Below are 14,299 nucleotides of genomic sequence, written 5' to 3' on the forward strand. Positions count from 1 at the left end.
TCTTCAATCGCCGCAATAACTCGACCGCGAAGGTCCCCGCTCAAGCTCCTCGTCATCACCACCCTCCTGGCAAATCACCAAGAGCAGTGAATCAGACTAAACTGATCCCGTGAATCCTCAAACCGACTCTGTGTTCATAAAAGATGCTCTAGTTGCGTTTGCTTTCCGGCACGCAGCGACAGATCGAAATCCTCGAAATAGAGGAAGTAGGCGGGGTCGAAGCCGCCCAGCGCGCGATCGAAACGTGACGATCGATACCGTCAGCTTCCTACGCGGCGAATTGGGCCCCGCGGTTTCCGCCATCTATTTCCTTCCCATCCGGCCGCAGAGGCCGTGCCAGAAGCCAAGCCCCATCATCTTCAGGTGCGTCAGCCCGCGCGGGGCGAAGACACTGAAGAACAGCGCCATCTTGACCGAGCGCAGCAGCAGCACATACCGCCACTGCCAGGAAATCCAGGCCTGCTTGCACAGCCAGATCGCGTTGCGGACATGATAGTAGTGGCGAAGTGGGCTGTGGACCGGCACGCGCCTGTCGGGGAAACGGATCCACTCGTCGCCAAGCGCATGCTCCATCCGCGCCGCGAAGACACCATACGAGAGATGTCCATCACGGCGGGCGCGCAATCCCCACTCGATATCGACGTAGTCGATGAAGAGGTCGTCAATCATCACGCCGACTTCATCAAGGACGGCGACAGGAACAAGGCAACCGGAGGCTATAAGAAAATCTGCTTCGACCACCGGTTCCGCACTGCGGCGCTCGCGGCGTCGCAGCTTCAGCCCGTCAAGATAGACAAAGGCCGCCGCCTCTCCCTGACGAGGGTCGACATAGGAAGGACCAACCGCCGCGACCTTCGCGCCGGTCGCTGTCAGGCGGCGATAGGCTTCCACCAACTGCGCGACCATATCGGGCGCGGGGATACTGTCCTGATCAAGAAGGAGGACGAACTCCGCTCCCCTTTCCCGCGCATGCTCGATCCCGACATTCTGCGCGTGCGCAATGCCAAAATTTTCGCCGAGCTCAACGATCTCGCAGTCATACTGCCGGGTAAGCCCAGAGAAGTCGAAGCTGGAGCCGTTATCGACGATGATGAGGGATGACAGTTGCGGACGAATTGCGCCCACCAGCTCCATCAGCTTCGCCGACGAAGGATGGTACGTCACGATCACGCCGCAGACGCTGGCCACGTCCTGCGGCATTTCGGGTAAATTCATGCGTCAGGCGATGCCGTACTCGAGGAAATGCTGCAGGTGCCCGATGGTGGAGATCACGCTGCCGTCCTCGGTCACCCAGCGCACGGTATACGCGACATCGGTGGCCTCGTCTATCGCGGTCATGTCGACGAGGACGATGTGGGAATCGAACTGAACCAATTCGATCTGCCCGGCCCGTTCAATAAATCGGGCGACAAAGTCCTTAGCGCGGTCGTCATACTGCAGGTACGCCGGCGGATAAGTCGGCGCGCGTTCTGCTGGAACCGATGGGATCGGCGCAATCACGGGCTCTACCGCGATGTCTGCATCGCCATCCCTTTCCTCACCCTTTGGCCGAAGATGCGGCAGAAGGGTTGCGAGATCGTCCTGATCAAGGGACGTGGAAACAGTGACGTCGCCGAGCTTATGATTTGCAACAAACCCCACGTGGCCATTGACCAGCGAGAGCAGGATCTGCGAGTCGCTGAGGCTGGCGACCTCGACCGCCGCAGCCGAGCTGTGCTTGCTCGAAGCCGCGTCAGGCGCGGTCGCAGCAGCGGGGGCCGACGTGGCAGCCGTCGCCTCGACCTTTCTCGCCGGAGCCACCTTCACCATCTTCGGTGCAGCTGCCTCGACCGGCACTTCGGAATTCCCTTCCACGAAGCGCGCCTGCAGCGCGAGAAGATTGTCCTGCTCGACTAGGTCATGCATCAGCACGGCAACTTCAACATCAAGTGCCGCCAATTCCAACTGATCAGGAGCATGGTGGGACAGCAGGTCCTCTGTTGTCGTGGCGGAACCACGATCACCGGAAACCTCTGCCTGTCCCTGCTCAGATGAAAGGGAACTCAGCGCGATTGCATCGTTGCTGCTTGTCGATACAAGACTAACGCTTTCACCATCCGCGGTCTCGGAAACCTCCGTCACCTGCAGGAAGCCGTAGCCGATCGCGATCGCAGCAAGGCTCGCCGCGATGCCGTGGCCCCAAGCAATCGAACCGGACGAACCGGAAGCCACGTTGCGGCTGTCAACCGACAAGCTGCCTTTGCCAGCGTCGAGCACACCCGCGGCAGCGCCGGCATCAGGAGCGCCATAGGAATGGACCTGCTGGTCGAGGGCGGCGTTGAGCTGGCTGACCGCGAGTTCCGGCGAAAGTGCCAGCGCAGAGGCGGCAACATCAAGCGGTCCGGGCAGAGCTCCGGCATCGCCGTCCATTTCCTCCATCGCATGAGCCATACTGACAAAGTCGTCGGAGGCCACATAAAGCGACCAGATCAGCGCCCCGAGCATCACCGCCGGGTGCAGCCGGATCGTTTGGTCGTGCAGCATACGCGGCCGCAACGAAATCACGTTGTCCGACGTCGGCGCGGCGGCTTTTGCGGCCACGTCGCTGACGAAGCGCTTGATCAGTTCCGGGAAGTCCGCGCCATAGAGCACCTCAGAGAGGCCAGGGCTATCGAGCACGTAACCGCCGTCGATGCGCGCGAGATGGACGAAAACGTCGCGATCCTCGCGGAGGAAGACAAACCACGGATCACCTTCGTCAGTAACGCCGCGCGCTGAAGAGACACGGAGGTTCGCCTGGATGAGAAGGCCTTCGACGCGGTAAAGATCCGCCAGTTCCTGATTGGTCCAGTCCCCACGCCCCCGCCGGTCACGTTGCAGGGGCGTAACGACAATTCGGCCATCCGCCGTCGCACTCACAAGCGGCAGATCTTCCCCCGGTTCGGGGGCTACACTCTTCGATTTTTTGCCCCTCAGCGACGGAAAGGCGAGGATCTTGACCATGCTGACTCTCGTCAAAATGATGCCGGATACTAGATCTGCGGTCGCCGCACGTCCAGCACACGGCCCGCTTCTTTCCCACATTTCTACTTCGCTAGACAATAAAAATTTATCAACCACATTTTGCATGATTTTCGAAACAGCGACCACTGTACGAATGTATTCGTGTTTTAATTTTTGATATGATAAACATGATAACATATATTTCGCGCCCCATCTTCCATGACAAAGATATGTTTTTTAGTAACATCTCGCTAATCTCCATCCGACTTCTTGCTGAACTGAATTACTTTCAAAAATATAATTCCAACCTTTGAAGGACGGATAACTTCCCCAATGGAACGTTGCCGCGTCCATCGTTGTTTGGCTCCTGACGCGAACAGGAATCCCGGAGCCCAAGATGGACGAGAACAAGCACGCCGCAGATGTGGCGGAAGAGGTAGGCAAGCAGCATCGCATTCAGGAGCAGATCGACAGGCAGGATCGGGAGGGCGATAGCGGCGAAGAGAAGCCGAAGGCGATGCAGGCCGGCGCGCGGGAGTATCCCGTTCCGCCCTTCCCCGAACAGCATCAGCCCAAGCCCGGCGACGAGGCCGCGTTGGAGCCCGCCCCGATGTATGATGCACCGTTCTGGCAGGGCTCCGGAAAGCTGGAAGGCAAGGTCGCGCTGATCACCGGAGGCGATTCCGGCATCGGCCGCGCGGTCGCCGTACTATTTGCCCGTGAGGGTGCGGATGTCGCGATTGCCTACCTGAGCGAAAGCGAGGATGCGGAAGCTACCCGCCTGGCGGTGGCTGATGAAGGCCGCCGCTGCCTGCTGCTCCCCGGCGACGTGACAAGCGAAGCGTTCTGCAACGACGCCGTCGAGAAGGTCGTCGCCGAGTTCGGCAAGCTCGACATTCTCGTCAACAATGCCGCTTTCCAGTATCACGCCAGCGACATCGAGAGCATCACCACCGAGCACTTCGACACAACGCTGAAGACCAACCTCTACGGCTACTTCTTCATGGCGCGCGCGGCCGTAAAGCACATGAAGCCGGGCTCAGCGATCATCAACACCGGCTCCGTCACCGGACTTGAAGGCAGCGGCGGGCTAATCGACTATTCGATGACGAAGGGCGGCATCCACGCCTTTACCAAGGCGCTCTCGTCGAACCTCGTGCCCAAGGGCATCCGCGTCAATGCCGTGGCGCCCGGCCCCGTCTGGACGCCGCTAAACCCCTCAGAGCGTCCGCCTGAACAGGTGGCGAAGTTTGGCGCAAATACCCCTATGGGTCGCCCGGCGCAGCCTGAGGAGATCGCGCCCGCTTACGTGTTCTTCGCCTCGCCGCAGTGCTCGAGCTACATCACCGGCGAAGTGTTGCCGATCGTCGGAGGGTACTAAACTGCCCGAGCCAGCTTTCGTCGTCGCCCAGCGCGCGGAACTCATCTACGTCAATGACGGCGAGCCGGGCATCCGCCGCCGTCGCGCGGGCCGCGGCTTCTTCTACGTAGCCGCTGGCGGGGCGCGGCTGTCTGATGCGGACGTGCTGTCGCGCATCAGGACGCTCGCAATCCCGCCGGCATGGACCGACGTCTGGATTTGCCCTGACCCGACCGGACACATCCAGGCTACCGGCCGCGACCAGCGCGGCCGCAAGCAATACCGCTATCATCCTGCATGGACTGCGTGCCGTGACGAGGCGAAGTTTTCGAGCCTTGCGGCGTTCGCCCATGCGCTGCCCGGCCTGCGCGACAAGGTGGAGGAGGATCTGGCGCTTCGCGGCCTGCCGCGCGAGAAGGTGATCGCCTCGATCATCTGGCTGCTCGACAAGACGATGATCCGCATCGGCAACGATGCCTACCGGCGCGAGAACAAGAGCTTTGGGCTGACGACGCTGCGCGACAGGCATGTCGAGGTAAATGGCTCGAGCCTGCGCTTTGCCTTTCGCGGCAAGTCGGGTCAGGAATGGCGCCTGAAGCTGCAGGACCGGCGCATTGCGAAAATCGTTCGGGCCGTGCAGGACATTCCAGGCCAGCACCTCTTCCAATATCTTGACGATGACGGCGAGCGACGCGAAGTCCGCTCGCACCACGTCAACGCCTATATCCGTGACGCGATCGGAGAAGAGTTCTCGGCAAAGCATTTTCGCACCTGGGGTGCCTCGGTGCTCGCGATCCGAGAGTTCGGTGCGATCCCGCTGCCTGAAACGAAGCGTGCTCAGGCGGTAGCACTCAACCAGGTGATCGACGAGGTCGCGGCGACCATGCGCAACACCCGCGCCGTTTGCAGGCGCTGCTACGTCCACCCGCTCATCATCGACAGCTGGCTTGAAGGGACGCTCGGCGACGAACTTCGCGACATCACCCGGCGGACCCGGAAGCCGCTGAAAGGGCTCGACGAGGACGAGTCACTGATGCTGCGCTGGCTCGACATGAGAACAGCGGAAGCGCCACGAGAACTCGCCGAGGCCTGAGCAAAAAGAAAGGGCGGGAGATTGCTCTCCCGCTCCCGACTGGCGGCCGGATGCGGCCTACTGAGACTGCCAGCTCTTGACCAGCTCGTCGTAGTTGACGGTCACCGGCTGTTCCTTCTCGTTCTCGATCTTCAGCTGCGGAGCAAGGTTGCCCTTCGCGACGGCATCCTTGTTCCAGTATTCGAGGTCGTGTTCCTCGGCGAGCTTCGGACCGATGTCACCCTGCACTCCGGCGCGCTCGAGGCGTGCCAGCACCTGCTCCTGCTCGGCGCAGAGCGAGTCCATTGCTTCCTGGGCGGTCTTTGCGCCGGACGAGGCATCGCCGATCGCCTGCCACCACAGCTGTGCGAGCTTTGGATAGTCCGGCACGTTGGTGCCGGTGGGCGACCACTGCAGGCGGGCCGGTGAGCGGTAGAACTCGATCAGGCCGCCGAGCTTCGGCGCACGCTCGGTGAAGCTCTGGTGATCAAGGGTCGACTGGCGGATGAAGGTGAGGCCGACATGGCTCTTCTTCACGTCCACCGTCTTGGAGGTCACGAACTGGGCATAGAGCCAGGCTGCCTTGGCGCGGTCATCCGGGGTCGACTTCAGGATCGTCCACGAGCCCGCATCCTGGTAGCCCAGCTTCATGCCTTCCTTCCAGTACACGCCATGCGGCGACGGGGCGAAGCGCCACTTCGGCGTGCCGTCCTCGTTGACGATCGGCAGGCCTTCCTTGACGAAGTCCGCGGTGAACGCGGTGTAGGTGAAGATCTGCTGTGCAACCTCCCCCTGCGCCGGCACAGGGCCGGATTCGGAGAAGTTCATGCCCTGGGCTGCGGGCGGCGCGTACTTCTCCATCCATTCAAGGTACTTTTCGATTGCGTAGACGGCGGCCGGGCCGTTGGTGTCACCGCCGCGTGCGACGCAGGAGCCCACCGGACGCGAGTTCTCGTCGACCTTGAGGCCCCATTCGTCGACCGGCTTGCCGTTAGGGATGCCCTTGTCGCCATTGCCGGCCATGGAGAGCCAGGCGTCGGTGAAGCGCCAGCCAAGCGACGGGTCCTTCTTGCCGTAGTCCATGTGGCCGTAGACCTTCTTGCCGTCGATCTCGCGGCCGGTGAAGAACTCGGCAATGTCCTCATAGGCTGACCAGTTGACCGGCACGCCAAGGTCGTAGCCGTACTTGGCCTTGAAGTCCGCCTTGTTCTTCTCGTCGTTGAACCAGTCGTAGCGGAACCAGTAGAGGTTCGCGAACTGCTGGTCCGGCAGCTGGTAGAGCTCCCCATCCGGAGCGGTCGTGAACGACTTGCCGATGAAGTCGTCGATGTCGAGGTTCGGGTTGGTGACGTCCTTGCCCTCGTTCTCCATCCACTTCGTCAGGCTGCGCGCCTGCAGATAACGCCAGTGCGTGCCGATGAGGTCGGAGTCGTTGATGTAGGCGTCGTAGATGTTCTCGCCCGACTGCATCTGGGTCTGCAGCTTCTCAACGACATCGCCTTCGCCGATCAGGTCATGGGTGACCTTGATGCCGGTAATGGCCGTGAAGGCCGGCGCGAGGACGCGCGATTCATATTCGTGGGTCGTGATGGTTTCGGACACCACCTTGATGTCCATGCCCTGGAACGGCTGGGCGGCGTTGATGAACCATTCCATCTCGGCTTCCTGGGCCGCCCGGTCGAGCGCAGAAAAGTTGCCGATTTCCTCGTCGAGGAATTTCTTCGCCGCCTCCATGTCTGCATGCGCACTGGTCATTCCGAAGAGGAGCGCCACTGCAGTCGTAGATACAAGCAAGTGCCTTCGCATTTCATTTCCTCCCATTGAACGCAACCAAGTTGCACCGTAGAGCCGGCGCGGATGCGCCAGCCGTTTCTCCTCCCTAAACGTATCGAAACACGCCGATGGCGTAGACGACCGACAGGGCCAGGGCCCACCAGAGGTTGGGTCCCACGAGACCCAGCCAGGCAAGATGAATGAATGCAGCGCCGAGCAGCGAGACAAACAGGCGGTCGCCCCGCGTGGTCTCGAAGCGCAGAACGCCGAAGCGCGGATCGCCGCCGGGCGAAAAGTATTCCCACACAGCCATGCCGACGAGCATCAGGAAGATCGTGACAAAGAAGGCGGCGGTCGGCCACGTCCAGGCCATCCATGAAAAGGTCATTGGCGTGCTCCTCTCGATGACTGGGGAGCAAAGCCCCTCACCTGCCTGCCGGCATCATCTCCCCGTGAACAGGGCGATGACGGCTGGCCAAAACGTTGCCGTCTTCCCTTCTCCCCGCTGGCGGGGAAACGGTGCCCGAAGGGCGGATGCGGGGCTGCGGGAGAGCAGGACAACGACCTGGTCATCACACCCGCCCCAGGGCAAAGCCCTTCGCAATGTAATTGCGCACGAAGTAGATCACGAGCGCGCCGGGGATCAGAGTCAGCACGCCGGCAGCGGCAAGCACGCCCCAGTCGAGGCCGGAGGCGGACACGGTGCGCGTCATCGTCGCCGCGATCGGCTTCGCGGCGGTCGTCGTTAGCGTGCGTGCAAGCAGCAGCTCCACCCACGAGAACATGAAGCAAAAGAAAGCTGCGACACCGATGCCTGACGCAATCAGCGGCATGAAGATTTTCACGAAGAAGCGCGGGAAGGAATAGCCGTCGATGTAGGCCGTTTCATCGATCTCCTTCGGCACGCCAGACATGAAGCCTTCGAGAATCCAGACCGCCAGCGGCACGTTGAACAGGCAGTGCGCGAGCGCCACCGCGATGTGGGTGTCGATCAGCCCGAACGCCGAATAGAGCTGGAAGAAGGGCAGCGCGAACACCGCCGGCGGCGCCATGCGGTTGGTGAGCAGCCAGAAGAACAGGTGCTTGTCGCCGAGGAAGCGATAGCGCGAAAAGGCGTAGGCGGCAGGCAGTGCCACCGCCACCGACACCACCGTGTTCATCACGACGTAGATGATCGAGTTGATGTAGCCGGAGTACCAGGACGCGTCGGTGAAGATGACCGTGTAGTTGCGCAGGGTCGGGTTCTGCGGCCAGAGCGAGAACGCGCCGGTGATCTCGGCGTTCGTCTTGAAGCTCATGTTGATGAGCCAGTAGATGGGCAGCATCAGGAAGATGATGTAGAGCGTCGGCACCAGCCACCAGAACCGGGACGCGGTGCCCCGCCGACGCATGGTGCGGTCGACGACGCCGGACGTGCTGCGGGAAACCCCCGCTGCCGTCGCATCCTCGCGCAGCATCATGGTCGTCTCCTTGGTTCCGGCCATATCAGCGCTCCACGTCATAGTTGGTCATGACCGTGTAGAAGACCCACGACATGAGCAGGATGATGAGGAAGTAGATGATCGACATCGCCGCCGCCGGACCGAGGTCGAACTGTCCCACCGCCATCTTGACGAGGTCGATCGACAGGAACGTGGTCGAGTTGCCGGGGCCGCCGCCCGTCACCACGAACGGCTCGGTGTAGATCATGAACGAGTCCATGAACCGCAGCAGGATGGCGATGGTCAGGACCCGCTTCATCTTCGGCAGCTGGATGTAGCGGAAGGTGGCCCAACGCGAAGCTCCATCGATGCGCGCGGCCTGATAATAGGCGTCGGGGATGGAGACGAGGCCGGCGTAGCACAGCAGCACGACAAGGCTTGTCCAGTGCCAGACGTCCATCAGGATTACGGTAATCCAAGCGTCGAGCGGGTCGCGCACGTAGTTGTAGTCGACGCCCAGCGCGGCAAGCGTATGGCCGAGCAGGCCGATGTCGATGCGCCCGAACACCTGCCAGATCGTGCCGACGACGTTCCAGGGGATCAGCAGCGGCAGCGCCATCAGCACGAGGCAAACCGGCACGCCCCAGCCTTTGCGCGGCATGTTGAGGGCGATGAAGACGCCGAGCGGAATCTGGATCGCCAGCACGATGAAGGAAAAGGCCAGGTTTCTGCCCATCGCGTCCCAAAAGCGGCGCGAATGCAGCATCTGCTCGAACCATTCCGAGCCTGCCCAGAAGAAGACGTTGTTGCCGAAGGTGTCCTGCACCGAATAGTTGACAACTGTCATCAGCGGGATGACCGCCGAGAACATGACCAGCAGCATCACCGGCAGGACAAGGAACCAGGCTTTGTTGTTCCAAGTCTTGTTCATCGCGCGCTTCCCCCTGCTGCGCCCGAAAGATCGACGCGCCACGAATTGGCGTAGAGGTTGATCCGCTCCGAAACGAAGGTGACATGCGGGTCGGCGGGTATTTCCTCTTCCTCGCCGGCGATCACCGCGATCTCCCTGCCCTCGAGCTCCGCGCGGACGATCTTGCGCCGGCCGGTGTCCTCGATCTTGGCGATGCGGACGGGAATGCCTTCCCTCCCGAGCCGAACGAATTCCGGCCGGATGCCGAGTTCGTACTGCTGCTGGCCGTCCGCAGGCGCTCCGGGCAGGCTGATGGCGTGGCTGCCAAGCCGCGCGCTCATACCCTCGACGTCCACCGGCAGCACGTTCATCCCCGGCGAGCCGATGAAATAGCCGACGAAGGTGTGACTGGGCCGCTCGAACAGTTCGTCGGGCGTACCGATCTGCACGATCTGGCCGTCATACATGACCACGACCTTTTCGGCGAAAGTCAGCGCCTCGGTCTGGTCGTGGGTCACGTAGACCATCGTGAAGCCGTAGCGTCGGTGCAGCTGCTTCAGCTGCGAGCGCAGCACCCACTTCATCTGCGGGTCGATCACCGTCAGCGGCTCGTCGAACAGAATCGCGTTGACGTCCGAGCGTACCAGACCGCGGCCGAGGGAGATCTTCTGCTTCTGGTCGGCCCCGAGGCCGGCAGCACGGCGTTTGGCGAGCGAGGCGAGATCGATGATCTCCAGCGTCTCTCTCACCTTGCGGTCGACCTCGGCCTCCGGTACGCCGCGATTGCGTAGCGGGAAAGCCAAATTGTCGTAGACCGTCATCGTGTCGTAGACGACCGGGAACTGGAACACCTGCGCGATATTGCGCTCCTGCGTTGACAGGTCGGTGACATCGACGCCGTTGAAGCGCAGGCGCCCTTCCGAGGCGCGCAGCAGGCCGGAGATGATGTTGAGGAGCGTTGTCTTGCCGCAACCGGAAGGGCCGAGCAGCGCATAGGCGCCGCCATCCTCGAAGGTGTGATGCACCTCCTTCAGCGCATAGTCGGCCTCGCTCTTCGGCCTCTCGCCGTAGGCGTGCCGGATATGGTCGAGTTCGATGCGTGCCATGGCCGTCTCCTCATGCCGCCAGGGCGCTGGTGGGCCGCACCGCGCGGCCCGACTGGTCGAACACCATCAGGTGACGGGGATCGATATAGACCGTCACGCGCTCGTCCGGCTCGAACCGGTGGATGCCGGGCGCGAGCATCACCCACGATGCATTGGCATAGTGCAGGTGGATAAAACTCTCCGAACCGGTGATCTCCGTGATCGACACCGTGGCCGTGATCGGCACGGCCGTCGGCGACGTCGGATGAAGGGAAAGATGGTGGGGCTGGAAGGCGACCGTATACGGGCCGTCTTCCACGCCGGTGAGGCCGTCCGGCGCCGGGAGGTTCACCCCACCATCCAGCTCGAAGCCGCTTCCGCGCTTGATCAATTCGATCGTGTTGAGCGGCGGGTCGGCAAAGGTCTTTGCGGTAATGATATCATCAGGCCGCCGGAAGACGTCGACGGTCGGCCCGAATTGCGTGACGCGCCCTTCGGAGAGCGTTGCGGTGTTGCCACCGAGAAGCAGCGCCTCGGACGGCTCGGTGGTCGCGTAGACGAAGATCGCCCCGGACTCGGCGAAGATCTTCGGCAGCTCCGCGCGCAACTCCTCGCGCAGCTTGTAGTCGAGGTTCGSGAGRGGCTCGTCGAGAAGGACGAGCCCCGCCTTCTTGACGATCGCGCGCGCCAACGCCGTGCGCTGCTGCTGGCCGCCCGAAAGGTTGAGCGGCAGGCGGTCGAGATAAGGCGTGAGACGAAGAAGCTCCGCCGCGCGGCCGACCTCGCGCTTGATGGTCTCGCCGTCAACGCCCGCCACGCGCAGCGGCGAGGCGATGTTCTCGTAGACCGTCAGTGTCGGGTAGTTGATGAACTGCTGGTAGACCATCGCGACGTTGCGCTTTTGAACCGCAACGCCAGTGACATCCTGTCCGTCAAAAAAGACCTTGCCGGAGGTGGGCTGGTCGAGACCAGCCATCAGCCGCATCAGAGACGTCTTGCCCGAAAGGGTCGGGCCAAGCAGCACGTTGAGAGAGCCATGACGAAGCGACAGGGATACGTCGCGGATGTGTTCCGCGGCTCCGACCTTCTTCGTCACATTTCGCAGTTCCAGCATGCTCCTCCTCCCAAAGGCTGCCGGCCTGCACGGCGCTACTCTGCCGCGCTACGTTTCTTCTCCACCCCTTGCATGTATTCATCCAGCATGGACGCTTCCTCTGCCGTCAGGCGCAGACCCACCTTGGTCCGCCGCCAGAGCACGTCTTCCGCTGTTGTCGCCCACTCGTGTGCAATTAGGAAGTCAATTTCGGCCTGATAAAGATCAGCGCCGAAATGCTGCCCGAGATCCGCGAGCGAGGACGCATTTCCAACTATCGTGCGCGCGTCGGTGCCGTAGAGGCGCACGAGGCGTGCGGCATGTGCCGGAGCGAGGAAGGCGTAGCTGTCGCGCAGCCTTTTGACCTCGCCCTCGAAACCATCATGGGCAAACTCCCCACCGGGAAGCGGCGCATTCGCCGTCCAGGGCTTGCCTCGCTTGCCGAGGAAGTCCTCGATCTTCTCAAGCATGTGCTCGGACAGGCGGCGGTAGGTCGTGATCTTGCCGCCGAAGGCGTCGATGCGCGGCGGCTGGCCTTCCGGTGCATCCGGGCGCAGCACGTAGTCGCGCGTGGCTTCCTGCGCCTTCGATGCGCCGTCGTCGTAGAGCGGACGCACCGCCGAATAGGTCCAGATGATATCCTCGGGACGCACCGGCTCGGCGAAATATTCGCTCGCGGCGTTGCAGAGGTAGGTGACCTCTTCGTCGCTGATGTGGACCTTTGCCGGATCGCCCGGATAGTCGCGATCGGTGGTGCCGATCAGCGTGAATTCGTTCTCGTACGGGATCGCGAAGATGATGCGGCCGTCGCGGTTCTGGAAGAAGTAGGCGCGCGGATCATCGAACTTCTTGCGCACGACGATGTGGCTGCCCTGGACGAGACGGACGTTGTGCGCGTCCTTCTGTCCCATAGCCTCGGAAAGCACGTTGTCGATCCAAGGGCCGGATGCATTGACCAGCAGCCGCGCCTTCACGAGCGAGCGGGCGCCGGAACGGGTGTCCTCGATCGTCACGTGCCAGAGCTTGTCGGCGCGCTGCGCCGAGACAACTTTGGTGCGGGTGCGAATGGTCGCGCCGCGCTTTACCGCGTCACGCGCGTTCAGAACGACGAGGCGCGCATCGTTCACCCAGCAGTCCGAGTACTCGAATGCCTTGGTGAAGAGCGGCTTCAGCGGCTTGCCCGACGGGTCGCGGCGCATGTCGAGCGTGCGCGTCGCTGGCAGCAACTTGCGGCCACCGATGTGGTCATAAAGGAACAGGCCTAGCCGCACGAGCCACGGCGGACGGATGCCCTCGGCAATCGGCAGCACGAAGCGCATCGGCCAGATGATGTGCGGCGCGTTCTTCCAGAGAACCTCGCGCTCCTTCAGCGCCTCGCGGACGAGGCGGAACTCGTAATATTCGAGGTAGCGCAGGCCGCCGTGAATGAGCTTGGTCGAACCCGAAGACGTGCCACTGGCAAGGTCATTCATCTCGGCGAGGAACACGGAATAGCCACGGCCGGCCGCATCGCGCGCGATGCCGCAGCCGTTAATGCCGCCGCCGATAATGAAAATGTCGTGGATGCCTTGGCCGTCCACGCGTTCCCTCCAGGGTTTCGCAACGCAGCAAAGTTGCTGTCATTTTTTCTGCGCCAACAATGAAAACGAATGCGAGCGAATGTCAAACGAAAATACCTGAATCCCACACGGCAGTGTGGGTTTCGAAGATGCGGAACCTTGCCGGGAGCTGCGTGTTCATGCGGAGGAACCGAGGGAGGTCTCCATGGCGATACGCGCGATCTGGAAGGGTTTCCTGAGCATCGATGAGCTCACCTGCGCCGTCGCGCTCTATTCGGCGGCGACGACTTCCGAGCGCGTTTCCTTTCACATGGTCAACAAGAAGACGGGCAACCGCGTTCGCCGCGAATATGTCGACGAACAGTCCGGCAAGCCGGTCCCGCGCGAAGATCAGGTGAAAGGCTACGAAACCGCCAAGAACAACTACATCATCCTTGAGCCCGAGGAGATCGCTGAGGCGACACCGCAGGGCGACAAGACGCTGTCGATCGAAAGTTTCATTCCCTGCAACGAGGTCGACACCACCTATTTCGACAAGCCCTATTTCCTGACACCGGCCGACCAGGAGTCAGAAGACGCCTTCGCGCTGATCCGCGAGGGCATGCGCAAGAAGAAGGTGGCCGCGCTTGCGCGCGCCGTGCTTTTCCGGCGTGTGCGTTCGGTGCTGATCCAGCCACGCGGGCGCGGCATGCTCGCGAACACGCTCAACTTTGACTACGAAGTCAGGCCGGCCGAAAAGGCGTTCGACGACCTGCCGGACCTGAAGATCAAGGGTGAGATGCTGGATCTCGCCAAGCACATTATCGAAACCAAGAGTGGGAAATTCGATCCCGCCACCTTCGATGATCGCTATGACGCGGCGCTGGCGGAGCTGGTGAAGGCCAAAGCCGAGGGCCGCGAGATCAAGCTGCCGAAGAAGGAGCCCGAAGGAAAGGTTATCGACCTGATGGCAGCGCTACGCGAAAGCGCGAAGCTCGCAAACAAGCCCGCGGGCAAAACGAAAACGAAATCGGCACCTGAAAAGAAGCGCAAGGCGAGCTAATC

12 protein-coding genes are annotated in these 14,299 nt (G+C 61.9%); 3 read left to right on the forward strand and 9 right to left on the reverse strand.

Annotation, left to right across the window (positions count from 1 at the left end):
* Window positions 1-303 precede the first annotated feature (303 nt).
* Window positions 304-1,200, reverse strand: a complete 897-nt coding sequence (locus L610_RS03175) for a glycosyltransferase family 2 protein (RefSeq protein WP_246658909.1) — start codon at window positions 1,198-1,200, stop codon at window positions 304-306.
* 18 nt (window positions 1,201-1,218) lie between these two features.
* Window positions 1,219-2,982: a hypothetical protein gene (locus tag L610_RS03180; protein WP_144702408.1), complete on the reverse strand. Its 1,764-nt coding sequence runs from the start codon at window positions 2,980-2,982 to the stop codon at window positions 1,219-1,221.
* A gap of 397 nt (window positions 2,983-3,379) precedes the next feature.
* On the opposite strand from L610_RS03180, the gene L610_RS03185 reads away from it, so the two are divergent.
* The gene (locus tag L610_RS03185; RefSeq protein WP_144702410.1) at window positions 3,380-4,363 is read left to right on the forward strand and encodes an SDR family oxidoreductase; all 984 of its coding nucleotides are present in this window, start codon (window positions 3,380-3,382) and stop codon (window positions 4,361-4,363) included.
* Window positions 4,364-4,406: 43 nt separating this feature from the next.
* On the forward strand, window positions 4,407-5,435 hold the full coding sequence (locus L610_RS03190; RefSeq protein ID WP_348601903.1) for a DNA topoisomerase IB: 1,029 nt from the start codon (window positions 4,407-4,409) through the stop codon (window positions 5,433-5,435).
* A 57-nt stretch (window positions 5,436-5,492) separates the two neighbouring features.
* Here L610_RS03190 and L610_RS03195 read toward each other — a convergent pair whose 3' ends face one another.
* The 7 genes from L610_RS03195 to glpD all read right to left on the reverse strand — a co-directional run bounded on the left by L610_RS03195 (window position 5,493) and on the right by glpD (window position 13,276).
* Entirely contained in the window at window positions 5,493-7,220 is a 1,728-nt protein-coding gene (locus tag L610_RS03195) for an ABC transporter substrate-binding protein (protein WP_144702412.1), read from the reverse strand.
* 73 nt (window positions 7,221-7,293) lie between these two features.
* Complete coding sequence (locus tag L610_RS03200) at window positions 7,294-7,575, reverse strand: DUF2160 domain-containing protein (RefSeq protein WP_144702414.1); 282 nt, start codon at window positions 7,573-7,575, stop codon at window positions 7,294-7,296.
* Between the two features lie 184 nt (window positions 7,576-7,759).
* Window positions 7,760-8,671 carry a carbohydrate ABC transporter permease gene (locus L610_RS03205; protein WP_144702416.1) on the reverse strand — a complete coding sequence of 304 codons (912 nt, stop codon included), beginning with the start codon at window positions 8,669-8,671 and terminating at the stop codon, window positions 7,760-7,762.
* 1 nt (window position 8,672) lies between these two features.
* The gene (locus tag L610_RS03210; protein WP_144702418.1) at window positions 8,673-9,539 is read right to left on the reverse strand and encodes a carbohydrate ABC transporter permease; all 867 of its coding nucleotides are present in this window, start codon (window positions 9,537-9,539) and stop codon (window positions 8,673-8,675) included.
* Window positions 9,536-10,624 (reverse strand): ABC transporter ATP-binding protein, encoded by a 1,089-nt coding sequence (locus L610_RS03215; RefSeq protein ID WP_144702420.1) that lies wholly within the window; start codon window positions 10,622-10,624, stop codon window positions 9,536-9,538. The genes L610_RS03210 and L610_RS03215 overlap by 4 nt, the downstream gene beginning before the upstream one ends.
* Before the next feature lie 10 nt (window positions 10,625-10,634).
* Window positions 10,635-11,717: an ABC transporter ATP-binding protein gene (locus tag L610_RS03220; RefSeq protein ID WP_144702422.1), complete on the reverse strand. Its 1,083-nt coding sequence runs from the start codon at window positions 11,715-11,717 to the stop codon at window positions 10,635-10,637.
* Between the two features lie 35 nt (window positions 11,718-11,752).
* On the reverse strand, window positions 11,753-13,276 hold the full coding sequence (gene glpD, locus L610_RS03225; RefSeq protein WP_144702425.1) for a glycerol-3-phosphate dehydrogenase: 1,524 nt from the start codon (window positions 13,274-13,276) through the stop codon (window positions 11,753-11,755).
* 184 nt (window positions 13,277-13,460) lie between these two features.
* Here glpD and L610_RS03230 point away from each other — a divergent pair, with 184 nt between their 5' ends.
* Window positions 13,461-14,297: a Ku protein gene (locus L610_RS03230; RefSeq protein WP_144702428.1), complete on the forward strand. Its 837-nt coding sequence runs from the start codon at window positions 13,461-13,463 to the stop codon at window positions 14,295-14,297.
* The last annotated feature ends 2 nt before the right edge of the window (window positions 14,298-14,299 follow it).

Source organism: Aminobacter sp. J44 (assembly GCF_007829415.1).
GTDB lineage: Bacteria > Pseudomonadota > Alphaproteobacteria > Rhizobiales > Rhizobiaceae > Aerobium.